General features: G+C 71.7%; 17 protein-coding genes. 14 read left to right on the top strand and 3 right to left on the bottom strand.

Features of this window, described 5'->3' with window-relative positions; genetic code table 11:
* The first annotated feature begins 154 nt into the window (after positions 1–154).
* A complete protein-coding gene (locus NMN56_RS23490; RefSeq protein ID WP_274045759.1) occupies positions 155–808 on the top strand; it encodes a DUF4328 domain-containing protein in 654 nt (217 codons plus the stop codon).
* 233 nt (positions 809–1,041) lie between these two features.
* On the opposite strand, the gene NMN56_RS23485 is transcribed toward NMN56_RS23490, so the two are convergent.
* Complete coding sequence (locus NMN56_RS23485; RefSeq protein WP_274045760.1) at positions 1,042–2,094, bottom strand: FAD-dependent oxidoreductase; 1,053 nt, start codon at positions 2,092–2,094, stop codon at positions 1,042–1,044.
* Positions 2,095–2,255: 161 nt separating this feature from the next.
* Between NMN56_RS23485 and NMN56_RS23480 the strand changes: the two genes are divergently transcribed.
* From NMN56_RS23480 to NMN56_RS23470, 3 genes are all read left to right on the top strand, one after another.
* Positions 2,256–2,852, top strand: a complete 597-nt coding sequence (locus NMN56_RS23480; protein ID WP_274045761.1) for a TetR/AcrR family transcriptional regulator — start codon at positions 2,256–2,258, stop codon at positions 2,850–2,852.
* A gap of 366 nt (positions 2,853–3,218) precedes the next feature.
* Entirely contained in the window at positions 3,219–4,820 is a 1,602-nt protein-coding gene (locus NMN56_RS23475) for a M4 family metallopeptidase (protein ID WP_274045762.1), read from the top strand.
* A 317-nt stretch (positions 4,821–5,137) separates the two neighbouring features.
* On the top strand, positions 5,138–5,470 hold the full coding sequence (locus NMN56_RS23470) for an SH3 domain-containing protein (protein ID WP_274045763.1): 333 nt from the start codon (positions 5,138–5,140) through the stop codon (positions 5,468–5,470).
* A 33-nt stretch (positions 5,471–5,503) separates the two neighbouring features.
* On the opposite strand, the gene glgP is transcribed toward NMN56_RS23470, so the two are convergent.
* Positions 5,504–8,098 (bottom strand): alpha-glucan family phosphorylase, encoded by a 2,595-nt coding sequence (gene glgP / locus NMN56_RS23465; RefSeq protein WP_274045764.1) that lies wholly within the window; start codon positions 8,096–8,098, stop codon positions 5,504–5,506.
* Positions 8,099–8,411: 313 nt separating this feature from the next.
* Between glgP and NMN56_RS23460 the strand changes: the two genes are divergently transcribed.
* The 4 genes from NMN56_RS23460 (at position 8,412) to glgB (ending at position 16,561) form a co-directional block, all read left to right on the top strand.
* Positions 8,412–10,460, top strand: coding sequence for an alpha-1,4-glucan--maltose-1-phosphate maltosyltransferase (locus NMN56_RS23460; RefSeq protein ID WP_274045826.1), 2,049 nt, complete (start codon positions 8,412–8,414; stop codon positions 10,458–10,460).
* Positions 10,447–12,156 carry a maltose alpha-D-glucosyltransferase gene (treS, locus tag NMN56_RS23455; RefSeq protein WP_274045765.1) on the top strand — a complete coding sequence of 570 codons (1,710 nt, stop codon included), beginning with the start codon at positions 10,447–10,449 and terminating at the stop codon, positions 12,154–12,156. Before NMN56_RS23460 ends, treS begins: the two co-directional genes overlap by 14 nt.
* Before the next feature lie 215 nt (positions 12,157–12,371).
* Positions 12,372–13,952 (top strand): maltokinase N-terminal cap-like domain-containing protein, encoded by a 1,581-nt coding sequence (locus tag NMN56_RS23450; protein ID WP_274045766.1) that lies wholly within the window; start codon positions 12,372–12,374, stop codon positions 13,950–13,952.
* Positions 13,953–14,359: 407 nt separating this feature from the next.
* A complete protein-coding gene (glgB, locus tag NMN56_RS23445) occupies positions 14,360–16,561 on the top strand; it encodes a 1,4-alpha-glucan branching enzyme (RefSeq protein WP_274045827.1) in 2,202 nt (733 codons plus the stop codon).
* Between the two features lie 13 nt (positions 16,562–16,574).
* On the opposite strand, the gene NMN56_RS23440 is transcribed toward glgB, so the two are convergent.
* Positions 16,575–17,267 carry a GntR family transcriptional regulator gene (locus tag NMN56_RS23440; protein WP_274045767.1) on the bottom strand — a complete coding sequence of 231 codons (693 nt, stop codon included), beginning with the start codon at positions 17,265–17,267 and terminating at the stop codon, positions 16,575–16,577.
* Positions 17,268–17,384: 117 nt separating this feature from the next.
* Here NMN56_RS23440 and NMN56_RS23435 point away from each other — a divergent pair, with 117 nt between their 5' ends.
* Genes NMN56_RS23435 through NMN56_RS23410 form a run of 6 tightly spaced genes read left to right on the top strand, consistent with a single transcriptional unit; the run spans position 17,385 to position 24,258 of the window.
* Complete coding sequence (locus NMN56_RS23435; protein ID WP_274045768.1) at positions 17,385–18,398, top strand: phosphoglycerate dehydrogenase; 1,014 nt, start codon at positions 17,385–17,387, stop codon at positions 18,396–18,398.
* Positions 18,398–19,195, top strand: a complete 798-nt coding sequence (locus tag NMN56_RS23430) for a hydroxypyruvate isomerase family protein (RefSeq protein ID WP_274045769.1) — start codon at positions 18,398–18,400, stop codon at positions 19,193–19,195. Before NMN56_RS23435 ends, NMN56_RS23430 begins: the two co-directional genes overlap by 1 nt.
* Positions 19,192–19,830: a hypothetical protein gene (locus NMN56_RS23425; protein WP_274045770.1), complete on the top strand. Its 639-nt coding sequence runs from the start codon at positions 19,192–19,194 to the stop codon at positions 19,828–19,830. The genes NMN56_RS23430 and NMN56_RS23425 overlap by 4 nt, the downstream gene beginning before the upstream one ends.
* On the top strand, positions 19,827–21,446 hold the full coding sequence (gene otnK, locus NMN56_RS23420) for a 3-oxo-tetronate kinase (protein WP_274045771.1): 1,620 nt from the start codon (positions 19,827–19,829) through the stop codon (positions 21,444–21,446). Before NMN56_RS23425 ends, otnK begins: the two co-directional genes overlap by 4 nt.
* Positions 21,443–22,912, top strand: coding sequence for a class II aldolase/adducin family protein (locus NMN56_RS23415; protein WP_274045772.1), 1,470 nt, complete (start codon positions 21,443–21,445; stop codon positions 22,910–22,912). The genes otnK and NMN56_RS23415 overlap by 4 nt, the downstream gene beginning before the upstream one ends.
* Positions 22,909–24,258 carry a TRAP transporter large permease subunit gene (locus tag NMN56_RS23410; RefSeq protein ID WP_274045773.1) on the top strand — a complete coding sequence of 450 codons (1,350 nt, stop codon included), beginning with the start codon at positions 22,909–22,911 and terminating at the stop codon, positions 24,256–24,258. The genes NMN56_RS23415 and NMN56_RS23410 overlap by 4 nt, the downstream gene beginning before the upstream one ends.
* The last annotated feature ends 38 nt before the right edge of the window (positions 24,259–24,296 follow it).

Genomic DNA, 24,296 nt, shown 5'->3' with positions numbered 1-24,296 from the left:
ACGCGCCCCACACGTGTACCGGCGCCGCGGCGTACCAACGGTGCGGCGGCTGCGTATCAGCGGTGCGGCGGCTGCATATCGGCGGTGCTGCGGCGACGGCGTACCGCCGCAGGCCGGGTCGGGCGTGCGCGTGCCTCCGTGGGAAGGTGACCGGGTGAACGACGACATAGCCTCGCCCTCCCTGGGCCCGGTCCGCACGACGGCCCGCTGGGCCGTTGCCGCACTCGCCCTCGTCGGCGCCGCCTGGGTGGCGCGGGCGCTGTGGCAGCTTCAGCTCGCCATATCCGGGATGCCCGGCTCGGGGCCGCCGGACCAGGGTGACGGCCAACACCGCCCGCTGACCGGACTGGAGAACGCCTACCACCTGGTCGCCGCCGCGGGAGACGTGCTCACGGTGGTCTGCGTGATCGCGTTCCTGTCCTGGCTGTTGCGGGTCAGGGACAACGCCCGGGTGCTCTCGTCGCAGCCGCTGCGCTACGCCGGGCTGTGGGTCTACGCGGGCTGGATCGTGCCCATCGCGAACCTGTGGGTGCCCCGCGGAATCGTCGCCGACATCCACCGCGCGAGCGCCCCGGACGAGCGGCTGCCGCGCGCCGTGAACTGGTGGTGGGGCCTGTGGCTCGCGGGGATGCTGAGCGGGGCAGGGCTGGTGTACGCGGACTCCTCGAAGGACGAGATCATCGCCCGCGCCTACAACGACGTACCGCTGCTGCTAGCCGCCGACGCGACCGTCATCGGCGCCGCGGTGGCCGGCATCCTCGTCGTGCGGGCCCTCTCCGCGGCCCAGCAGCGACACCTCGACGGCTAGGCACCCGCGTACACCGCGCCCACTCCACCTCCCGGAACGGACACGAACCGGCCCGTCGCCACGGCGGCCGGGACACGACGGGGACGGGGACGGGGTCACGAGAGATGTGGGCCGACCCCCTGGTCAAGCGGGACGTCCGGGGGCCGTACGCAGGTGACCGTCTTCGCCTACGGGCCGGCCCTGATGGGCCCGGCCCGGCCTGAACCCGCACGGACCGGGCCGGGGCCCTCGGCTCAGGGCAGCATCCGCAGCAGCGCGTCGCGCGCCCGCGTGTGCCGGGTGCCCATCACCCGGTGCAGGGTGCGCGAGGCGAGGGCGACGCGCTGTGCGGGCCTGCGGCGTTCGGCGTCGTAGGCGCGGAGCGCGGCGGGCAGCCCGGCAGGGCCCCCGTGCCCGGCGACGGCGCGGGCGAGCGCCTCGGCGTCGAGCACGGCGGTACAGGCACCCTGCCCCAGGTTGGGCGTCATGGCGTGCGCCGCGTCACCGACGAGCGCGGTGTCACCGCCGTCGGTGAAGCGGGGGAGCGCGGGGTACAGGTGCCGCATCTCGTAGCGGATCCAGCCGGCCGGGTCGGTCTCTGCGAGCACACGCGGGACCGGGTCGTGCCAGTCCTCGAAGAGCGCGCGCAACTCGTCGGCCGTGGTGGCCTCGGGCGCCGTGGCGTACCAGTTGGTGCGGCCCGGCTCGACGGGCGTCATACCGAAGAAGCGGCCCTTGCCCCAGGTCTCGCCGTACACGCCCGTCTCGAAGTCCGCGATGCCGATCCAGGCGACGCTGCCGATGCGCCGTGGCGCGCTGCGCGTACCGAACCGGGCCGTGCGTACGGCGCTGCCGATGCCGTCGGCTCCGACGACGAGGTCGTGCCCGGCGGAGAGCGCGGCGATGTCCGGGGAGCCCGTGACGTTCTCGCCGAACTTGACCGGCACGTCACCGAACCGTTCGAGCCCGGCGAGCAGCGCGTCGAGCAAGTAGGGCCGTGACACGAGCAGTTCGGGCCGCCCCGCCTTGCGCTCGATACGCTCCAGCGGGATGCGCGCCGTCACCTTGCCTTCGGGCGTGCGGATACGGGCATCCCTGTAGGGCACGGCCCGGGCCCTGAAGTCCTCGCCCACACCGAGGCGGTCGAGCGCGGCCTGAGCGGTGGGGTGGATGCCGAACGCCGTGCCGTACCGCTCCAGTTCGCTACGCCGGTCCAGTACGCACACCCGCCAGCCGGCGCGGCGCAGTCCGATCGCCGTCGCCAGCCCGCCGACGCCTGCCCCCACGACCACAGCACTTCCACCCATGACGCCTCCCCCGCTCCGTGTGGTGACCCGCCCCCGTGGCGGGCCACCACATCTGTGGTACCACGGGTGAGGTAGCGTTGCCAACCCACAGCGGCCACAGCGGCCCGGAACACACCCGACATGAGCCGCGGACGAGAGAGACGAGAGAGGGGGCGACGCCGGTGAATCCGGACCGGAGGGACCGGCTGCGGGACGCGGCCGTCGAGGTGCTGGCCGAGGCGGGAGGCCGCGGCCTGACGCACCGGGCCGTCGACGCGGCGGCCGAGGTGCCCGCCGGCACGGCCAAGAACTACTTCCCCACCCGCGACGCGCTGCTGCGCGCGGTGGCCGAGCGGTGCGTGGAGCACTACCGCGCGACCAGCGAGCAGTTGGCCGCCTCCGGGCCGCCTCCTGGCGAGCGCGCCGGCCTGGAGGCACTGCTCGTCTCACTGCTGGAGAACGTCGCGGGACCCGGCAGGTCCCGGCTGCTCGCCTACCTGGAGCTTCAGGCCGAGGCGGCACGCAGACCGTGGCTCTCCGAGGCACTGGACCCGATCGCGGTCTCGGACTTCGGCATCTTCGAACTGGCGCAGGGCGCCTCCGGGTTGCCCGTCACACCCGAGCGCTCGGCTGTCGTCACCCTCGTCCTGCACGCCGCCATCCCGCACCTCCTGGCGCGCGGCCCCAGGACCCTGGCGGCCTCGGGGCTCGACGATCCGGCACGGTTCGTACACACGCTGCTCGACGTGGTCTACCCGGAGCGCCCAACCGGGAGTTGAGGCCGGGACCCGCCGGGCGAGGCCGGAGAAGGGGCGGTCGGGGCCGGGCGGCGGAAGCCGAGCCCGTCGACCGCAGGTGAGGCCGAGTGACGGGCAGTTGAGGCCCGGGCGACGACAGGGACAGACACCGGAAGCCGGCCGCCGACTGTCCGATATGCGTGCCCAGCTTTCGTATCAACGAACAGAATCCGGCCAACCTGTGAACCAGTGGTGTCAATCGAGTGACATGTCCACGTCCGTGGTGGCAGTCTGCCCAGGCACCACGCGGACAACTCGCACAGTCGCGCGGCGCACCCGCACTTCAGTTCTGCCCGGACGGCCTCCCACCATGCCGTCCGGACCCCACGGCAGAAGGAGCCACACGAAGTGAGACCCCTCACGAAGAAGCAGCGGATATCCGCCCTCGCCGCCACAGCGGCGCTCGTAGCGGCGGGCATCACAGCGGGCACGGCAGGCGCGGCACCCGGCGGAGAAGCCTCCGCGAACGGTGCGCTGCCCGCGAAGCTGACGGCGGCCCAGCACACCAAGCTGGTCAAGGCCGCGAACTCCGAGACCGCGCGGACAGCGGACGCCCGTGCGCTGGGCCTTGGAGCGAAGGAAGAGCTGCACGTCAAGGACGTGATCCAGAACAAGAGCGGGGCCACACACACCCGTTACGAGCGGACCTACGCGGGCCTGCCCGTCATGGGCGGCGACCTCGTCGTCCACAAGTCGGCATCCGGCAAGCGCACCGGGGTCACCAAGGCCACCAGGGCCGGCATCGCCGTCGACACCGAGGCGGCAGCGGCGCACAAGCCCGCCACCGCCGAGGCGAAGGGCAGCAAGGCCCCCCGCAAGATCGTGTGGGCGGCGAAGGGCAAGCCCACCCTCGCCTGGGAGACGGTCGTCGGCGGCGTCCAGAAGAGCGGGGCTCCCAACCAGCTGCACGTCATCACGGACGCGAAGACCGGCAAGAAGCTCTTCGAGTTCCAGGGCGTCAAGGAGGGCACCGGCTCCAGCCAGTACAGCGGCGAGGTGGAGATCGGCACCTCGGGCTCGGCCGGCAGCTTCACGATGACCGACGAGGGCCGGGGCGGCAACAAGACCACCAACCTCAAGAACGGCCAGAGCGGCGACGGCGAGCCGTTCACCGACGAGGACGACAAGTGGGGCGACGGTACGCCCAACGACCCGGCGACGGCGGGCGTCGACGCGCACTACGGCGCCGGTCAGACGTGGGACTACTTCAAGGGCGTGCACGGCCGCGAGGGCATCGCCGGTGACGGCAAGGGCGCGGTGAGCCGGGTCCACTACGGCGACAACTACGTCAACGCCTTCTGGGACGACAGCTGCTTCTGCATGACCTACGGGGACGGCGAGGGCAACAAGAAGCCGCTCACCTCGCTGGACGTCGCGGCGCACGAGATGTCGCACGGCGTCACCTCGACCACGGCCAACCTGGTGTACGCGGGCGAGTCCGGCGGCCTCAACGAGGCGACCTCGGACATCTTCGCGGCCGGTGTGGAGTTCAAGGCCAACAGCCCGGAGGACGTGCCGGACTACCTCGTCGGCGAAGAGATCGACATCAACGGCGACGGCACCCCGCTGCGCTACATGGACCAGCCCAGCAAGGACGGCCAGTCGCTCGACTACTGGGACAGCGAAGCCGGCGACGTGGACGTCCACTACTCCTCCGGCATCGCCAACCACTTCTTCTTCCTGCTCTCCGTCGGCAGCGGTGAGCGCGAGGTCAACGGCGTGAAGTACAACTCGCCGACCCACGACGACTCGAAGCTGGAAGGCATCGGCATCGAGAAGGCCGAGAAGATCTGGTTCAAGGCGCTCACCGAGGAGATGACCTCCACCACGGACTACATGGACGCGCGCCGCGCCACGCTCGCGGCTGCCACCTCCCTCTACGGCGCGGGCAGCGCCGAGGTGAAGGCCGTGGGCGCCGCCTGGACCGGGGTGAACGTCACGGGCAGCTGAACGCCGGCACACAGGAACCGACCCGCACGTGGGTCATCCGAATGCCGAAGGGCCCCGTCTCCTTCCGGGAGGCGGGGCCCGTTCGCGTTTCCGTGTCCAGCGAAAGCGCCAACTATCAGCACGCTCCGTGCAGTTCACCCCAATTACTGCGATCACACGAAAGAGGGATACTCTTCGGCAGAAATACAGACTTATTCTTGTCGCGGGTCAACACGAGGTTGATCTGCGGATTTCGGTCCGCGCTCGTTTCAACTCACCACCATTTCTTCCTCCGACTCCCGGATCCGGGAGCGGAACCACCTGAGAGGAAATTCCTAGTGGCTCAGTTGAAGAAAGGGCTCCGGAAGACCGGCGCCGCGGCAGTCGGCGCGGCGGCGGTTCTGGGGCTGACGCTGACACTGGCACCCGGCGTGGCCAACGCGGCGCCGAACCAGGCGGCTCAGCAGGCGGTGCGGGTCGACAGGGTCTGCACCGTGATCGACAACGGGGTGAACTACCGCGGCGGGCCCGGACCCCAATATCCGGTCCTCGGAAAGGTCAACCGCGGCCAGAAGCTGAACCTCAAGGGCGTGCAGGGCAATTGGGTGCACGGTGACCTGTGGGGCGGACGCACGGGCATCTGGATCCACAAGGCGTACGTCCGCTGCTGATCCTGCTGCCGCTCAGGGCCAGGGGGACGCCCGCTAGCGCATAAGGACCCCACCCGTCCCGTCGGAGACCGCGGCCGAGCTCTCCGACGGGACAGCGAGCAGCCCCATCTCCGCTCCCCCGGTGAGCAGTCGGTGCGCGGGAAGAACGCGGACGGTGTAGCCGAAGGCGCCCGTGCGGTCGAGGACGAGCGGCCCCTCGTAGAGCCACCTGCCCTCCATGTCGGGCCCCGAGGTCGGCTTCAGGGCCGTGCGCACCACATCGGCGCCGGTGATCCTGTCCGTCTCGTCGACCCGGCCCGACACGGCCTGGACCTCCACGTCGTCCGGTCCGAGCCCGCCCAGCGCCACCCTCACCCGCAGCGCCAGGGAAGCGCCCACTTCCGGCGCCTGGCCGCCGCCGGAGTCACCCGCGGTCTCCACATGGTCGATGACGACGCCGGGCCACGCGGCCCGCACCCGTGCCTTCCACTCCGCGAGCCCGTGCGCCACCTCGGGCAGCAGCTCCCGCTGGGCGCGCGCCGCCGGCGCGTACAGCGTGTCCACGTAGGCGCGCAGCATCCGGTCGGCCAGCACCTTGGGGCCGAGCCGGGTCAGGGTCTGGCGGACCATCTCGATCCAGCGTCCCGGAACCCCGCCGTTCTGCGAGCGGTCGTAGAAGCAGGGCGCGACATGGTCGCCGATCAGTTCGTACAGCGCGCTCGCCTCGATGTCGTCGCGCCGGTTCTCGTCGTCGGCCGCGGCGCCGTCGGCGCTGGGCACCGCCCAGCCGAAGTCCGGCTCGAACCATTCCTCCCACCACCCGTCCAGCACCGACAGGTTGAGGCACCCGTTGAGCGCGGCCTTCATACCGCTGGTGCCGCACGCCTCCAGCGGGCGCAGCGGGTTGTTCAGCCATACGTCGCACCCGGGATAGAGCTTCTCGGCCATCTCCATGCCGTAGTCGGGCAGGAAGACGATCCGGTGCCGTACACGCGGATCGTCGGCGAAGCGCACCAGCTCCTGGATGAGCCGCTTGCCGCCGTCGTCGGCCGGGTGCGCCTTGCCCGCGACGACGATCTGTACGGGCCGCTGCGGGTGCAGCAGCAGCTCACGCAGGCGTTCGCGCTCGCGCAGCATCAGGGTGAGCCGCTTGTACGAGGGCACCCTGCGCGCGAAGCCGATCGTCAGCACATCGGGGTCGAAGACCGAGTCGGTCCAGCCCAGTTCGGCGTGCGAGGCGCCGCGCTGCCGCCAGGAGGCGTACAGCCGTGCGCGCACCTCGTGCACCAGCTCCTCGCGCAGGGTACGGCGCAGCTCCCACAGGGCCCCGTCCTTCACCGCGCCCGGTTCGGCCGGTACGGAGCGCGCGGTCCAGGTGGGCGCGTGCACGCCGTTGGTGAGGGAGCCGATGGGCACCTCGTCGGGGTCGAACCCTGGCCACAGCGCGGCGAACATGCGGCGGCTCACATCGCCGTGCAGGGTGCTCACGCCGTTGGCCCGCTGGGCGAGGCGCAGGCCCATCACGGCCATGTTGAAGCGGCGCGTCCCACCCTGCGCGGCGCCGTCACCGCCCTCTTCCATGCCCAGGCGCAGCACGTCGTCGGCCGCGACACCGGGGAGTTCGCCGTCGTCGCCGAAGTGCCTGGCGACCAGTTCGCCGTCGAAGCGGTCGATTCCCGCGGGCACCGGGGTGTGGGTGGTGAAGACGGCCCCGGCGCGCACGGTCTCCAGCGCGGCGCCGAAGCCGAGCCCCGTACCGCGCAGCTCGCGGATGCGCTCCAGGCCGAGGAAGCCGGCGTGGCCCTCGTTGGTGTGGAAGACCTCGGGTTCGGGGTGTCCCGTCGTACGGCAGTAGGCGCGTACGGCGCGTACGCCGCCGATGCCGAGGAGCATCTCCTGCAGGAGGCGGTGTTCGCTGCCGCCGCCGTAGAGCCTGTCGGTGATGTCGCGTTCGCCGGGCGCGTTCTCCTCCACGTCGGAGTCGAGCAGCAGCAGCGGCACGCGGCCGACGAGCGCCTGCCAGACGTACGCGAGGAGCGAACGCCCGCCGGGCAGCCGCAGTTCGACGCGTACGGGCGTGCCGCCCTCCGGCTCCCTGAGCACCTGGAGAGGGAGTTCGTTGGGGTCGAAGACCGGATACGACTCCTGTTGCCAGCCGTCGGCCGTGAGCGACTGGCGGAAGTAGCCGTGCCGGTAGAGCAGGCCGACGCCGATGAGCGGAACGCCCAGGTCGCTGGCCGTCTTGAGGTGGTCGCCCGCCAGGATGCCGAGGCCGCCGGAGTACTGGGGCAGGGCTCCTGTGATGCCGAACTCGGGCGAGAAGTAGGCGATGGCGGCGGGGAGTCCTGACCCGGCGTGCTGATACCAGCGCGGCTCGCTCAGATAGTCCTGGAGATCGCCGGAGGCGACCGCGAGCCGGCGCAGGAACCCCCTGTCACCGGCCAGCTCCTCCAGCCGGTCGCGGTGCACACCGCCGAGCAGCCGTACGGGGTTGCCGCCCGCTGCACGCCATGCGCCGGGGTCGACGGTGTGGAACAGGTCGCGGGTCTCCGGGTGCCAGGACCACCGCAGGTTCCTGGCCAGTTCGCTGAGCGGGCGGAGGGGTTCGGGAAGGGCTGGGCGTACGGAGAAACGTCGAATGGCCTTCACATAAGGGAGCGTAACGGCGGAAGCAGTCCAACTCGCCCGTCGTCCACACCCACTTGCGGGACCGCCGCGTTTCCGTACTGTCGGAGTGGCAGCGCCTATCTCGCACGGCGTACGCGTAGTTCATGTCGAGGCGGGTTCCACTCCCCCGCGCGACGGGAAGCCTCCCCTTCGACGCCCGGATCCGGCACAGGCAAGGCCCCCACCCGAGTGAACGCGGACAGGAGCCGTCATGCCCGCACCCCGGAAGAAGTCGGTGGAGCGGATAGAAAGTGCGGAGAGCCCGTTATCTCCTGCTATGCCCCCAGGTGAGCCCATGATCGGTCGTATCCCCGTGCTCGACGTCCGCCCGCTCGTCGAGTGCGGCAGCCGTCCAGCGAAAGCCGTGGCAGGCGAGACGTTCCAGGTCTCGGCCACCGTCTTCCGCGAAGGTCATGATGCGGTCGGAGCCAATGTCGTCCTGCGCGGCCCGGCGGGACGCGCGGGGCCCTGGACGCCGATGCGCGAACTCGCGCCCGGCACCGACCGCTGGGGCGCCCAGGTCACCCCCGAGACCGAGGGGCGCTGGAGTTACGCGGTCGAGGCGTGGAGCGATCCGGTCGGCACCTGGCGGCAGCACGCCAGGATCAAGATCCCGGCGGGGATCGACTCCGAACTCACGCTGGAGGAGGGCGCCGCGCTGCACGAGCGCGCCGCCGCTGGCGTGCCCAAGAGGGACGGCAGGAACGCCGTACTGGCGGCGGTCGACGCGCTGCGCGACACCGGCCGCCCGGTGGCGGCCCGGCTCGCCGCTGCCCTCACGCCGGAGGTCACCGGCGTACTGGACCGCCATCCGCTGCGCGAACTGGTGACCTCCTCACGCCCTCTCACGCTCCAAGTGGAGCGCGCGCGTGCGCTGTTCGGGTCCTGGTACGAGATGTTCCCGCGCTCCGAGGGCGCCATCGTCCGCCGGGGCAGGCCCCCGGTGAGCGGCACGATGCGCACGGCGGCCGAACGGCTGGACGCGGTGGCCGCGATGGGCTTCGACGTGGTCTACCTGCCTCCCGTGCACCCGATCGGCGACGCGTACCGCAAGGGCCGCGACAACGCGCTGTCGGCCTCTGCCGACGATGTCGGCTCCCCCTGGGCGATCGGCTCGGCTGCGGGCGGGCACGACGCGCTCCACCCCGACCTGGGCACGATGGCGGACTTCGACCACTTCGTCGCGCGGGCCCGCGCCCTGCGCATGGAGGTGGCGCTGGACTTCGCGCTCCAGTGCTCTCCCGACCACCCGTGGGTCAAGGAGCATCCGGAGTGGTTCCGCAGGCGCGCGGACGGCGAGATCGCGTACGCGGAGAACCCGCCGAAGAAGTACCAGGACATCTATCCGCTCAGCTTCGACGAGGACCCCTTGGCACACCGGGGAATCCTGCGCGAGACCCTGCGCGTGCTGCGCTTCTGGATGGACCACGGTGTGCGGATCTTCCGGGTGGACAATCCGCACACCAAGCCCGTGGCGTTCTGGGAGAAGGTGATCGCCGACATCAACCGCGGCGACCCCGATGTCGTCTTCCTCGCCGAGGCGTTCACGCGCCCCGCGATGATGCACACTCTCGCGCGGATCGGCTTCCAGCAGTCGTACACGTATTTCACCTGGCGCAACACCAAGGCCGAACTGACCGAGTACCTCGGCGAACTCACGGGCGAGGCCGCCGCCTACATGCGGCCCAACTTCTTCGTGAACACCCCGGACATCCTGCACGCCTACCTTCAGGAAGGCGGCCGTGCGGCCTTCGCCGTGCGCGCCGTGCTGGCCTCGACGCTGTCGCCTTCGTGGGGGATGTACGCCGGTTACGAACTGTGCGAGAACACTCCGGCGCACGCGGGCAGCGAGGAGTACCTGTCCTCGGAGAAGTACGAACTGCGGCCCCGCGACTGGGCGGCAGCCGACCGCGAGGGCCGCTCGCTGACCCCGCTGATCACGGCGCTCAACCGGCTGCGCCGCCGCCATCCCGCGCTTCAGCAGCTGCGTGACCTGCACTTCCACCGCACCGACAACGAGCACGTGATCGCCTACTCGAAGCACGCTCCAGGGCCGCACGGGGACACCGTGCTGATCGTGGTCAACCTGGATGCGCACCACACCCACGAGGCGACGGTGTCGTTGGACATGGCGCAATTCCAAGCATCCGGACTGAGCGTCGCTCAGATGAGCGGGGCCGAGTCCTTCCCGGTGCGCGACGAGCTCACCGGCGAGACCTACCACTGGGGCAGGGACAACTATGTGCGCCTGGACCCGGGGGGTGACGCCCCCGCCGCAGCGCATATCTGCACCCTGCGACCGTCCTCACCGACCGGAGGGTCACCCACTCATGATCGTGAATGAGCCCGTCCCCGACACCTTCGAGGACACACCCGTCAAGGACCGCGACCCGCAGTGGTTCAAGCGCGCGGTCTTCTACGAAGTGCTCGTCCGCTCCTTCCAGGACAGCGACGGCGACGGCATCGGAGACCTCAAAGGGCTCACCGCGAAACTCGACTACCTCCAGTGGCTGGGGGTCGACTGCCTCTGGCTGCCGCCGTTCTTCAAGTCCCCCCTGAAGGACGGGGGTTACGACGTCTCCGACTACACCGCCGTCCTCCCGGACTTCGGGGACATCGCGGACTTCGTCGAGTTCGTCGACGCCTCGCACCAGCGCGGCATGCGGGTCATCATCGACTTCGTCATGAACCACACCAGCGACCAGCATCCGTGGTTCCAGGAGTCCAGGAAGGACCCCGAAGGTCCGTACGGCGACTACTACGTATGGGCCGACGACGACAAGCAATACCAGGACGCGCGCGTCATCTTCGTGGACACCGAGGTGTCCAACTGGACGTTCGACCCCGTACGCAAGCAGTACTACTGGCACCGCTTCTTCTCGCACCAGCCCGACCTCAACTACGAGAACCCCGTGGTGCAGGACGAGATGATTTCGGCGCTCCGCTTCTGGCTGGATCTGGGCATCGACGGATTCCGGCTCGACGCGGTTCCCTATCTGTACGCGGAAGAGGGCACCAACTGCGAGAACCTCTCCCGCTCCCATGAATTCCTCAAGCGGGTACGCAGCGAGATCGACGCCAACTACCCCGACACCGTGCTGCTCGCCGAGGCCAATCAGTGGCCGGAGGACGTGGTCGACTACTTCGGCGACTACGCGAAGGGCGGGGACGAGTGCCACATGGCGTTCCACTTCCCCGTCATGCCGCGGATCTTCATGGCCGTACGCCGCGAATCCCGCTATCCCGTCTCGGAAATCCTCGCGAAGACCCCGCAGATCCCCTCGGGCTGCCAATGGGGGATCTTCCTGCGCAACCACGACGAGCTGACCCTGGAGATGGTCACCGACGAGGAGCGCGACTACATGTACGCGGAGTACGCCAAGGACCCGCGTATGCGCGCCAACATCGGCATCCGCAGGCGGCTCGCCCCACTGCTGGACAACGACCGCAAGCAGATCGAGCTGTTCACGGCCCTGCTGCTGTCCCTGCCCGGCTCCCCGATCCTCTACTACGGCGACGAGATCGGCATGGGCGACAACATCTGGCTGGGCGACCGCGACGCCGTACGCACCCCCATGCAGTGGACGCCCGACCGCAACGCCGGCTTCTCCTCCTGCGATCCCGGACGGCTGTTCCTGCCGACCATCATGGACCCGGTGCACGGCTACCAGGTCACCAACGTCGAGGCCGCGATGAGTTCACCCAGCTCGTTGCTGCACTGGACGCGGCGCATGATTGAGATCCGTAAGCAGAACCCCGCCTTCGGACTGGGCACATACGAGGAACTGTCGTCCTCCAACCCGTCCGTTCTGGCCTTTCTCCGGGAAGTGAGACTGCCGGGCGGAGGCGACGATCTCGTGATGTGCGTGCACAATTTCTCGCGCTTTCCGCAGCCAACGGAGTTGGATCTGCGCGCGTGGGGTGGGAGGGTTCCCGTAGAGCTGATCGGGGGCGTGCGCTTCCCCCCCATCGGTGAACTCCCGTATCTCCTGACCCTCGCGGGCCACGGCTTCTACTGGTTCCGCCTCCGCAGGACCTAGGCACTTCAGGGCTCGCTTCGCGGCGCCCGCGAGTACCGGGCACTGCGGGGCCCCGCTTTCCCCGCACTCGGGAATCCGGGCGAGTGAGACCCGCTCCAGCGGGGACTCGTCCGGAATCCAAGTGAATAACCTCGACACGTTCCGCACACCCGGACAACCGATGCCGTCATCCGGGACACTCTGCGTACCTTTCGTGTGCCCGGGGAAAGGACGCCATGTCGGACAGCTCCTTGCCCTCCCCCGAGCTCTTCGAGCAGGGAGGACCCTCCCCCGAGCCCTTCGAGCGGGGAGGGGCGCCGGCGAGCGGCGCACGCGGCGACCACGCCGGTACGGCGCTGCTGCGCTCCCTGTCACCGCCCCTTCTGGACTGGCTGCCACGGCAGCGGTGGTTCGCGGGGAAGGGGCGGCCACTGACCGGCTTCTCGCTGGTGGCCGCGACCGAGATCCTGCCGTGCGGCGCGGGGAACGCCGCGCCCGGCCTGCTCCATCTCCTCGTACGCGCACACCAGACGGCGCGCGCCGCCGTTCCCCCTCCGCAGAAGCAGGCGCACAGTGAGGGCGACTGCTATCAACTGCTGCTCGGCGTGCGCGACGCGCTGCCGCCGGAGCTGGCGCCCGCCCTGGTCGGCCGACCCACCGCGGGGCCGATGCGGGGCAGGGCCGTGTACGAGGCACTGGCCGACCCGCGGCTGACAGGGCTCCTCCTGGAGCGGCTGCGGGTGCCGGGAAGGCTGGGGCCCCTGCGGTTCTCACGCGAGCCCGAGGCGGTGATCCCGTCCGGACTGCGCCCGCGCCCGCTGACGACGGAGCAGTCCAACTCCTCGGTGGTGTACGGCAGTTCCTGCATTCTGAAGCTCTTCCGCAGGGTGGAGCCCGGCATCAACCCGGACCTGGAACTGACGCTGGCGCTCGCCCGGCACGGCTGCGCACGGGTGCCGCCGCCGACCGCCTGGTTCGAGGCGGTGCCCCCCGGCGCCGACGACGCCTCGGCCTCGATGACACTCGGCGTGCTCCAGCCCTTCGTCGCCGGAGCGTGCGACGGATGGCAGCTCGCCCTTCGTGCCCTGGCGGCGCGCAGGGACTTCACGGGCGCTGCGGGCGCGTTGGGCCGTACGACGGCGCTGGTGCACACAGGGCTGGCCCAGGCACTGCCCACCTCGCTGCTGGACACCCGCCAACTGGAGCGTGTGGCGGACGAGATGGCCGGGCGCCTCGACGGCGCGAGCGCGGCGGTGCCCGCACTGCGCCCCTACCGCGCCGCGCTGCGCTGCGCCTACCGCGAACTGGCCGAACTGGGCGGGGACGGGCGGCGGCGCGCGGCACAGCGCGTACACGGCGATCTGCACCTGGGTCAGGTGCTGGGCACGGCGCCGGAGAAGACCACGGGCACGGCCGCCACGGCTACCACGGCCGCCACGGAGGCGACGGAATGGACGCTGATCGACTTCGAGGGCGAGCCCGCCAGGCCGCTGGCCGAGCGGCGCGCGGACCAGCCGGTCGTACGGGACATCGCGGGGATGCTGCGCTCGTTCGACTACGCCGCGTGCCAGCGCACGGCGAGCCCTGGCGACACCTGGTCGCGCGAGTGGGCCGAGGCCAACAGGGCCGCCTACTGCGCCGGATACGCCGAGGCGTGCGGGTCGGACCCGCGCGAGGAGGCGGTGCTGCTGCGCGCTTACGAGACCGACAAGGCCGTCTACGAGGTCCTCTACGAGGCGCGTAACCGGCCCGCGTGGCTGGGCGTACCGATGTCGGCGATCCGGCGCCTCGCAGCCCCCGCCGGGCTCGGGGGCTGAACCGATTCCTCGCCCATGCGCTCCCATCACGGGCCCAACTTTCGTGGCCCGCCGCCCTCTTGCCGGCTCCGCTCACCGCACCGGGCTCCCACCACCCGGCTCCCGATCCGCCGCTCTCCCCTCCCGCTTCCCCACTCTCTCCCCTCCCCGCATCACCCGACCTGGAGGTCCACACCGTGCTCCCCGACCAGCCCTCGGCGCAGATCCCGGCCACGTTCCTGCGGGAGCCGCGTGAATCCCGCGAGTCCCGTGACTCCCCCGAACACCGGGGCACACGCGAGCCCGTGCCGGAGGCCCGTACGCCCGACTCACAGCAGGCGCGGCAGGCGCAGCAGGCGCACCAGGGGCAGCCGGGGGCGCGGCAGGCGCAGCCGGGGGCGCAGCCGGGGGGGCAGGGCAGCCGGGGGGTGCGGCCCTGTCCTCCGGCGGCGGAGGACCGTCAGCGGCTGCTGACCGGTACGCACCACGATCCGCACGCGGTGCTGGGCGCACACCAGGTGAGCGGCGGGATCGCGTTCCGGGCCCTGCGGCCCTACGCGAAGGCGGTGACCGTGCTGGCGAAGGGGCTGCGGGCCGAACTGCGGGACGAGGGCGACGGGTTCTTCGCCGGTGTGCTGCCGCTGACCGCCGTTCCCGACTACGAGCTGCTGGTCCGCTACGGCGAGGAGCCGGGCACCGACGATGTACGGGTGGCCGACGCCTACCGCTTCCTGCCCTCGCTGGGCGAGCTGGACCTGCATCTGATCGGCGAGGGCCGTCACGAGCGGCTGTGGCGGGTGCTGGGGGCGCACGCCATGACGCACGAGGGTGTGACCGGTACGCGCTTCACCGTGTGGGCGCCGAACGCGCGCGGGGTGCGGATCGCCGGCTCTTTCAACTACTGGGACGCGACGGCGATGCCCATGCGCTCGCTGGGCTCCTCCGGGGTGTGGGAGCTGTTCCTGCCAGGTGTCGGTGAGGGCGCGCTCTACAAGTTCGACATCGCGCGCCCCGACGGCAGCCATACGCTGCGGGCCGACCCGATGGCGCGGCGCACCGAGTGCCCGCCCGCGACGGCCTCGGTCGTGGAGGCGGGGCACCACGAATGGGGGGACGCGGACTGGCTCACGCGCCGTGGGCAGGCGGCCCCGCACACCGAGCCGCTGTCCGTCTACGAGGTGCATCTGCCCTCCTGGCGCCCCGGGTTGAGCTACCGCGAGCTGGCCGTACAGCTGCCCGCCTATGTGAAGGACCTCGGCTTCACGCACGTAGAGCTGATGCCGGTGGCCGAGCATCCGTTCGGCGGTTCGTGGGGGTACCAGGTGACGGGGTTCTACGCGCCGACGGCGCGGCTCGGCGGGCCCGACGACTTCCGCTTCCTCGTCGACGCGCTGCACAGGGAGGGCATCGGGGTGCTCATGGACTGGGTGCCGGCGCACTTCCCCAAGGACGCGTGGGCGCTCGCCGCCTTCGACGGCACACCGCTGTACGAGCACGCCGACCCCTCGCGCGCCGAACACCCGGACTGGGGGACGCTGGAGTTCGACTTCGGGCGGCGAGAGGTGCGCAACTTCCTGGTCGCGAACGCGGTCTACTGGTGCGAGGAGTTCCACATCGACGGGCTGCGCGTGGACGCCGTCGCCTCGATGCTCTACCTCGACTACTCGCGCGGCGAGGGCGAATGGTCGCCCAACGAACACGGCGGCAGGGAGAACCTCGACGCCGTCGCCTTCCTCCAGGAGATGAACGCCACCCTCTACCGGCGCTGCCCAGGCGTGATCACCGCGGCCGAGGAGTCCACCGCGTGGTCGGGCGTCACCCGCGCGACGCACCACGTCGGTGAGGGCGGATTCGGCGGCCTGGGCTTCGGCTTCAAGTGGAACATGGGCTGGATGCACGATTCGCTCGTGTACATGAGCAAGGAGCCGGCGCACAGGAAGTACCACCACGGGGAGATGACCTTCTCCATGGTCTACGCCTACTCGGAGAACTACCTCCTGCCCATCTCGCACGACGAGGTCGTGCACGGCAAGCGCTCCCTGGTCTCCAAGATGCCGGGCGACTGGTGGCAGCAGCGCGCCGACCACCGCGCCTACCTCGGCTTCATGTGGGCCCACCCGGGCAAGCAACTGCTGTTCATGGGCCAGGAGTTCGCGCAGGGCGCCGAGTGGGCCGAGGGGCACGGCCCCGACTGGTGGCTGCTCGACCCCTCCTACTCCGCCGAGGCCGACCACCGCGGCGTACGCGACCTGGTGCGCGACCTGAACACGCGATACCGCTCCACGCCGGCACTCTGGGAGCGTGACACGGCGCCCGAGGGCTTCGCGTGGGTCACGGAGGACGCCGCTGACGACAACGTGTTCGCGTTCCTGCGGTTCGCCGCCGACGGCACCCCGCTGCTCGCGGTGAGCAACTTCTCGCCCGTCGTACGGGACGCCTACCGGCTCGGCGTGCCCGGCGAGCTGCCCACCTGGTGCGAGGCGCTGAACACGGACGCCACGCGGTACGGCGGCAGCGGGGTGGTCAACCCGGGCACGCTCACCGCCGAAGCGGCCCCGGCACACGGCCGCGCCCGCTCGATCGCGCCCACCCTTCCACCGCTGGGCACGGTGTGGCTGCGGCCCTGCTAGCTCGCGGCCACCGTCAGCTCGCGGCCACGGCCTTGCGGTCCTCCAGGGCCCTGGCCTTCGCGTTCTCGATGTGCCGGCGCATGTGCTGGGCCGCTGTGTCCGCCTCGCCCGCCGCCATCGCCTCGCGGACGGCGTCGTGCTCACGTGCGGGAGCGGCGGCGGAGGCAGCCTCGGGGGTGGCGAGTTCGGTGAAGAGGCGGAACCTCTGCACGTGGCCGCCGAGCGCGCGGTAGGCCGTTTCGAGGAAGGGGTTGTCGGCCTGCTCCGCGATGCGCAGATGGAAGCGTTCGTCGGCCGCCCAGTAGGTGCGGACCGACTTCGAACTCGGCGCCGCCGCACAGCGCCTGAGTTCCTCGACGCTCTCCTCGATCTCGCGCAGGAACTCCGGGGTCGTCCGCCGCGCGGCCTCGTAGGTGAGCGCCGGTTCGAGGACGAGCCGCGCGTCCATCAACTTGATCAACTCGCGCTCGGTGAACAGCGGCGCGACGCGGTAGCCCTTCAGCGCCTCACGGCGTACGAGCCCGGTGTGTTCGAGCCGGGCGAGCGCCTCACGCAACGGGGTCTGGCTGACGTCGAGTTCACGGGTCAGCGCGCCGATGTTGAGTACCTGGCCCGGTGACCACAGTCCGTCCATGAACTGGCCCAGCAGCACCTCGTACATCTTGTCTGCCAAGGGCTGGCGGGCGGGCCGGCGGGTTGTAGCCATGGTGCCTCCTTCGCTGCCCGACGATATCGCAGCCGCTCAGGCCATTGATCACGCACCATCGCTATACTATTTTGCTTATCGCTATAGTATAGCGAGGCCGATCATGGGAGATGCCGGATGACGAACAAGCGCGTACTGGTGACCACGGCGTACCTCGAACCCGGCGGTGAGGTCGACCAGTTGCTCGGCGGAGCGGGCCTCGACACCGTCTTCGCACGGGCCGTCGACCGCAACGCCTCCGGCCACTCACTGCGCGAGGCCGTGGAGCACGCCGAGGCCGGCCGGGGCCTCGTGGCGGGGATCGTGGCGGGCACCGACCCGTTCACCGCCGAGGTCATCGGGGCCGCACCCGGGCTCAGGGTCATCGGACGGTGCGGCGCCGGATACGACAACGTCGATGTGGCGGCGGCCACCAGGAACGGTGTCGCGGTCGCCCACACCCCGGGCGTCAACCGGCAGTCGGTCGCCGAGCACGTCCTCGGGCTGATGGTGAGCTGCGCGCGCGGCATCCCGCAGAACGTCGCCGACGTACGCGCCGGCGGCTGGTCGCAGCCCAGCGGCCGGGAGGTGGCGGGGGCCACGCTCGGCGTCGTCGGGCTCGGCAGCATCGGCAGGACCGTCGCGCGGCTCGGACAGGCGCTCGGCATGCGGGTCGTGGGCTACGACCCCTGGCTCGACCACGCCTTCCTCGACGAAACCGGAACGCGCGCACTGCCGCTGGCCGAGGTGCTGGCCGAGTCCGACTTCGTGACCCTGCACCTCGCCCTCGACGACTCCAGCAGACACCTGATCGACGCGACCGCGCTGAGCATGATGAAGCCCGGCGCCTACCTCATCAACACCTCGCGGGGCGGCGTGGTGGACGAGGAAGCGCTCGCCGGGGCACTGGCGCGCGGCCAACTCGCGGGCGCCGCCCTCGATGTGACCGAGCACGAACCGCTCCCCCAGGACAGCAGGCTGCGCGACTTCGGGAACGTCCTCGTCACCGGCCACATCGCCGGGGCGACGGTGGAGGCACGGTCACGCTCCAGCCTCTCGGCGGCGCGCCAGGTCCTCGACGTGCTGCGCGGCCGGGCCCCCGCGCACCTGGTCAACCCGGGCCACGCGACCGCGAGGGTGGAGGCGAACTGATGCGGATACCCGACGGGCCCCCGCTGGCCGCCAACCTCAAGTGGCTGTTCACCGAGCTGCCCTTCGAGCGGCGCTTCGAGGCCGCGGCCGAGGCGGGCTTCACCGGCGTCGAGTACGCGGCGCCCTACCCGTACCCGGTGTCCCGCCTGCGCGCGTTGCTGGCGGACGCGGGGCTGCGCCAGATACTGATCAACTCGCCCGCCGGGGCACCCGGTTCGCCGGAGCGCGCCGGATGCGCGTGCCTGCCCGGCGGAACCACCGGATTCCGCGAGGGGATCGAGCGCGGGCTGGAGTACGCCGCCGGGCTGGGCGCGGGCTTCCTGCACGTACTGGCCGGAATCCGGCCGCCGGAGGTGAGCCGCGAGCGCGCGGCAGCCACGTACGCCACGAACATCGCCTGGGCCGCCGAACGCGCGCGGGACACCGGCGTGCGGCTCCTGCTGGAGGCGCAGAACGCGGGGGACGCGCCCGGCTACTTCCTGGAGACCCAGGCACAGGCCGCAGCCGTGGCCGAGGCCGTGGGGCAGGACCGCGTGGCGCTGCTGCTGGACCTGTACCACGCACGGATCACCGAGGGCGCTCTCGACGGGACGCTGCCCCACTACCTGCCCTACGCCGCGCACCTCCAGATCGCCGATCCGCCGCACCGGAGCGAACCGGGGACCGGGGAGGTCTCCTGGCCGTCCGTCTTCGGCATGCTGCGCGCCGCCGGGTACTCCGGCTGGCTCGGCTGCGAGTACCGGCCGGCGGCCGGCACGGTGTCCGGGCTCGGCTGGGTCACGGAGGTGGCCGGGTGAACGCACCGGCTTCCGCTCCCCGTATCGCGCTGATCAGCGCCACACCGGCCGCCATCGGCCCGGCCGTCGCGGGGCTCGCCGCCGAGTTCCCCGCGGCACGGCCCTGGAACCTGCTCGACGACACGCTGCTCGCCGACGCCGCGGCACGCGGCGGCGTCGTACCCGAACTCGCCACACGGATGCGGCGGTTGATCGCGTACGCCGTCGCGGGCGGAGCGCGGGGCGTGCTGCTCACCTGCTCGCTGTACGGGCCTCTCGTCACGCGCGTACGGGCACGCGTGCCCGTACTGGCCCCCGATACGGCCGCCTTCGAAGCGGCCCTGTCCGGCGGCCACCGGCGGGTCCTGGTCCTTGCCTCGTTCGAGGCGGCACTGGAGGATTCCCTCGCCAGGTTCACGGCGGCGGCGCGTGCGGCAGGTGCGGCCACGGAGGCCGTCGGAGCCGTGGCCACCGGTCCGCCGCTCGACGCGGCACGGGCGTACGCGGACGAGGTCGACGCCGTGCTGCTGGCCCAGTACTCGCTCGCACCCCACACGGAGGAGCTGGCCGCAGGGCTGGGCCTGCCCGTGCACTCCGGACCGCAGGCGGCGGCCAGGGCCCTGAAGTCGGCTCTGGCGGAGGGAAGTTCCTCATGATCGGCGTCATCGCCGACGACGTCACGGGCGCGACGGACGTGTCCCTGGCCTTCCGCCAGGCGGGCATGCGCACCCTGCTGTACTTCGGGGTGCCCGAGGGGGTGACCGAAGGGGTGCCCGACGGTGCCGTCCCCCCGCCGGACGGCGGCGAGGCCGTGGTGGTCGCGCTGAAGAGCCGGATGCTGCCCGCCTCCGAGGCCGTCGCACGGTCCCTGGAGGCGGCGCGGTGGCTGCGGCGGCACGGTGCCACACGGCTCTACCTGAAGTTCTGCTCCACGTTCGACTCCACGTCCGACGGGAACATCGGCCCCGTACTCGACGCACTCGACGACGTGCTCGCCGCAGGGCCGCCGACCAACCCCGTACTGCTGACGCCCAGTTCGCCGGGGCATCTGCGTACCCAGTACCAGGGGTGCCTGTTCGTCGACGGTGTGCCGCTCGCGGAGTCGCACATGCGGCACCACCCGGTGACGCCGATGACCGACTCCTCCGTGCCTCGGCTGCTGCGGGGCCAGACGGAACGGCCGGTCGAGCTGATCAGGTGGGACACCGTCCGCGCGGGTGCGGCGGCAGTGCGCGCCGCCGTCGCGGACGCCGGGGCGCGCGGGGTCCGTTACCTCGTCGCCGACGCGCTCGACGACGGCGACCTGCGCACCCTCGGCGACGCGGCGGCCGACGCACAGCTGACGGCCGGTGCGGCCGGGCTGGCCGGCGGTCTCGCGCACGCGCTGGCTCCGCGCGACGCCGCACACCGGCCCGCGGAGGAGCACGGACACCCGGACGCCGCGGCAGCGGGACCGTCCGGGCGCGGTGCGGCCGTGCCGTCCGGGCGCGGTGCCGCGGTGCTGCCAGCACCGGCCGCCGTGCTGTCGGGAAGCTGTTCGGCGCGCACCCTCGAACAACTCGGCGTGCTGCTCGACCACGGCAGACCGGCCCACCGGCTCGACCCGGTGGCTGAGCCGGATCCGGCGGCCCTGGCCTCGGGGGCGCTCGCCTGGTACGACTCGCTGCCGCCCGGCGGCCCGGCTCCGGTCCTCTACTCCTCGGCACCCCCGGGCCAACTGCGCGCAGTCCAGCGCGCTTTGGGCGCGGCGCGCGCGGCGGCCGTACTGGAGGAGGCCACGGGTCTCATCGCCTCCGGGCTCGTGGAACGCGGCGTGCGGCGGCTGATCGCGGCGGGCGGCGAGACCTCGGGCGCCGTGGTGACCGCGCTGGGCATCGCGGGCGGCTGGGTCGGCCCGCCGGCGGCGCCCGGGGTGCCGTGGCTCCATCCCGTACCGGGGCCGCGGGTCGCGCTGCTCCTCAAGTCGGGGAACTTCGGCGCGCCCGATCTGCTGGCCCGGGCCAGCTCCCCCGGCGGCCATGCACACCGCGACTCCGGCCCCGCCCCCACCGCCGACTCCGGTCCCGGCTCCGGCTCCGGCTCCGGCTCCGGCCCAACGGTCGGCCGGCCCTCCGACTCGGCCACCGGCCTCACTGGCGCCTCCCCTTCCGGCACCGCAGCCGACCCGCCCGGCGACTCGTCCGGCGACTCGTCCGGCGACTCGTCCGGTGACCGGCCCACCGACTCCCCCGGCGCCTCCACCCGCAGCTCCCACGAAGGAGACCGTCCATGACCCCACGCACGCACGCACCGGAACGCGAAGCGCTCGTGGCCACCGCACGCGCCCTGTCCGCCCGTTCGCTCGTCCACGGCCGCACCGGCAATGTGTCGGTGCGCGCGGAAGACGGCCTGATCCTCGTCACCCCGACCGGCGCGCGGCTCGCGACCGTGGAACCGGAAGAGCTGTCCGTCATCGACGCCGACGGCCGCCACGTGGACGGGCCCCCGCCCTCCAAGGAAGCCTTCCTGCACGCGGCCGTGCTCCGTGCGCGCCCCACAGCGCGCGCCGTCGTCCACACGCACTCCCCGCACGCCGCCGCCGTCTCCTGTCTCAACGGACTCGACCCGGACGACGCGCTGCCCCCGCTCACCGCCTACTACGCGATGCGCTTCGGCGGACTCCCGCTGCTGCCGTACTTCGCCCCCGGGGACACGGAACTGTCCACCGTCGCCGAGCAGAAGGCACGCGCGCACGCGGCGCTGCTGCTGCGGCATCACGGCCCCGTGGTGGCCGCTCCCACCCTCGAAGCGGCGCTGGAGGGCTGCGAGGAGCTGGAGCAGACGGCCAGGATCTTCCTGCTGCTGCGGGGCTCGGACTTCGGGCAGCTCAACGGGGAGCAGCGTGCGGCCCTCGCTCCTGCCCGCGCCCCCGTGCCCGCACCCGCACCCATCCCCGCACCCGACCCCGCACCCGCACCCGCACCCGCACCCGCACAGAGCCCCACCCCAGCGCTCGCGGCCGAAGTGCCGCGCCGCGTCACGCTGTTCAGCGCGCTGGCGATCAAGAAGGCGCTGGACGACAGCGTCCTCGGCCCCTTCACCGAGGACACCGGCATCGCCGTCGACGGGGTCTACGAGCCCACCAACGTCCTCCTGCGGAAGGTCGCCGAGGGCGCACGGCCCGACGTCATGGTCGGGGTGAGCGGAGCCCTGGAGAAGCTGGCGGCCTCCGGTGTCCTGGATGCCGGTTCGCTGCGCCCGCTCGCGCGGGTGGGCATGGGCGTCGCCGTGGCGCCCGGCGCCGAGGTGCCCGACATCGGCAGCACGGGAGCGCTGATACGGGCGCTGACCTCGGCCCGTTCCGTGGCGTACTCGCGTACGGGCGCGAGTGGCGTGGCCTTCGCCGCGCTGCTGGAGCGGCTGGGGATCGCCGAGAAGGTCAACTCCCGGGCGACCGTGGTCGAAAAGGGGTTCACGGCGCTCGCGGTGACCGACGGTCGCGCCGACCTGGCCGTGCAGCAGATGAGCGAGCTGCTCTTCGTGCCCGGCGCGACCATCGCGGGGCCGCTGCCGGACGACGTACAGCACTTCACGGAGCTGTCCGTCGCGCTCGGGAGCGGGGCGCGGGACATGCCGGAGGCGGTCGCGTTGCTCCGGTGTCTGACCGGTGCTCCGGCGCTGGACGCCTACCGCGCCGCCGGGCTGGAAGCGGCCCGGAGCACTCGGGGTACCCATGGCGTCCAGGGCACACGGCCGTGAACGCCATCCTCGCCCTGGTGGCTTTCATCGCGGCCATCGTCGTATGGAACGTGCTGTTCAAGCGGAACATCGGCGAGGCGATGCTCGTCGGCTTCGCCGCCAGCGCCGCCTTCGCCGGTACGGACGCGCTGCAGGTGGGCTGGGAAAGCCTGGTCGAGGGCATGAAGTCCGAGATCACGTTCGCCGCGCTGGGCTTCGTCTTCGTCAGCGAACTGCTCACGAGAACCGGCCTCGTGCCCCGCCTGATCGACATCCTCAGTTCGCTCCTCGGCCGCCGCAGGGGCGGTTCTGCGTACGCGGCGACCGTGGCCTCCGGGCTGTTCGGCGCTGTCGCGCACAACGGCGCGGCGATCGTGGCCACCGTCGGGTCGCTCGCGATCCCCTGGATGAAGCGGTCCCGCGCCAGCGGCGAGACGGCGGCGCTCGTGCTGTCGGGCAACGCGGGCGTCGGCGCGACCTTCCCGTTCAGTGGCGCGTTCTTCGTGCTGCTGGCGGCGCCGACGGTGGTGCCCGTCCTCACCTCGCAGGACGTCGTCGGGACGCTCTTCGTGACCGGTGCCTGGATGGTCGCGCTGCGGCTGCTCATCGCGTACGCGATCGTCCGGTGGCGCGGCGTGGGCACCATGGCGCCCGAGGACATCCGACCGCTGCGCGAGTCGTTCGGTGCGGGCTGGACCGCGCTTCTGGTACTCGCCGCGATCGCCGTGCCGATCCTGCTGACGACCTCGCCAGGCAAGGAGTGGGCGACCGGCCGGCTCGGCGGCCTCGATGTCACGGACGCCGTGCCGCTGCTGGTGTGGCTGCCCGTGGTGATGCTCGCCGCGGGGCTCCTCGTCGAACGGAAGGCGCTGCCGCGCGGCCCCGGCGCGTGGTGGGAGCTGCTGGGACAGATCGCCCCCAAGCTCGGTCTCGTCGGTGTGACCATGGTGTCGGCGTTCGCGGCCTCCGAGGTACTGGACCGGCTGCGGCTCGGCGACCAACTCGCGCCCTACCTACGGGGCTTGGAAAGCGTGCCGCCACTGGTGGCCGCGCTTGTCGTGGGCCTGATCGTGGTCGTCGTGGCGGGCCCGCTCAACACCACCTCCACGCTTGCCGCCGTCGGCCCCGTCGCCTTCGCCGCACTGATCGCCACGGGTGTACCCGCACACGTCGCGTTCGCCGCGATCATCGTCTGGGCCTCGTCGGAGGGGTGTTCGCCGCCGGGCGCCGCGCCCTTGTACGTCGCGGCCGGGATCGCCGACATCAACCCGGCCCGCATCTTCCTGCCCGTCGCCCTGTACTACCTCGTGCCGTCCTACGTCATCGGCGTACTCCTCGCGGTCGGCGCCGTCTGGATCCCCGGGTGAGTCCTCTGCCCACGAGAGCCGGGGCCCGCGCAGGGCCC

The organism is Streptomyces iconiensis, assembly GCF_028657195.3.
Classification (GTDB): domain Bacteria; phylum Actinomycetota; class Actinomycetes; order Streptomycetales; family Streptomycetaceae; genus Streptomyces; species Streptomyces iconiensis.
The sequence above is the reverse complement of the archived record's forward strand: the minus strand, read 5'-3'. Positions and strand labels throughout refer to the sequence as shown.

Bases quoted from the DNA above. Each gene is read 5' to 3' on its own strand.
- NMN56_RS23460 (WP_274045826.1), top strand. From the start codon at position 8,412: ATGATCGGTCGTATCCCCGTGCTCGACGTCCGCCCGCTCGTCGAGTGC.
- NMN56_RS23450 (WP_274045766.1), top strand. From the start codon at position 12,372: ATGTCGGACAGCTCCTTGCCCTCCCCCGAGCTCTTCGAGCAGGGAGGA.
- NMN56_RS23435 (WP_274045768.1), top strand. From the start codon at position 17,385: ATGACGAACAAGCGCGTACTGGTGACCACGGCGTACCTCGAACCCGGC.
- treS (WP_274045765.1), top strand. From the start codon at position 10,447: ATGATCGTGAATGAGCCCGTCCCCGACACCTTCGAGGACACACCCGTC.
- NMN56_RS23415 (WP_274045772.1), top strand. From the start codon at position 21,443: ATGACCCCACGCACGCACGCACCGGAACGCGAAGCGCTCGTGGCCACC.
- NMN56_RS23440 (WP_274045767.1), bottom strand. From the start codon at position 17,267: ATGGCTACAACCCGCCGGCCCGCCCGCCAGCCCTTGGCAGACAAGATG.
- NMN56_RS23430 (WP_274045769.1), top strand. From the start codon at position 18,398: ATGCGGATACCCGACGGGCCCCCGCTGGCCGCCAACCTCAAGTGGCTG.
- NMN56_RS23485 (WP_274045760.1), bottom strand. From the start codon at position 2,094: ATGGGTGGAAGTGCTGTGGTCGTGGGGGCAGGCGTCGGCGGGCTGGCG.
- otnK (WP_274045771.1), top strand. From the start codon at position 19,827: ATGATCGGCGTCATCGCCGACGACGTCACGGGCGCGACGGACGTGTCC.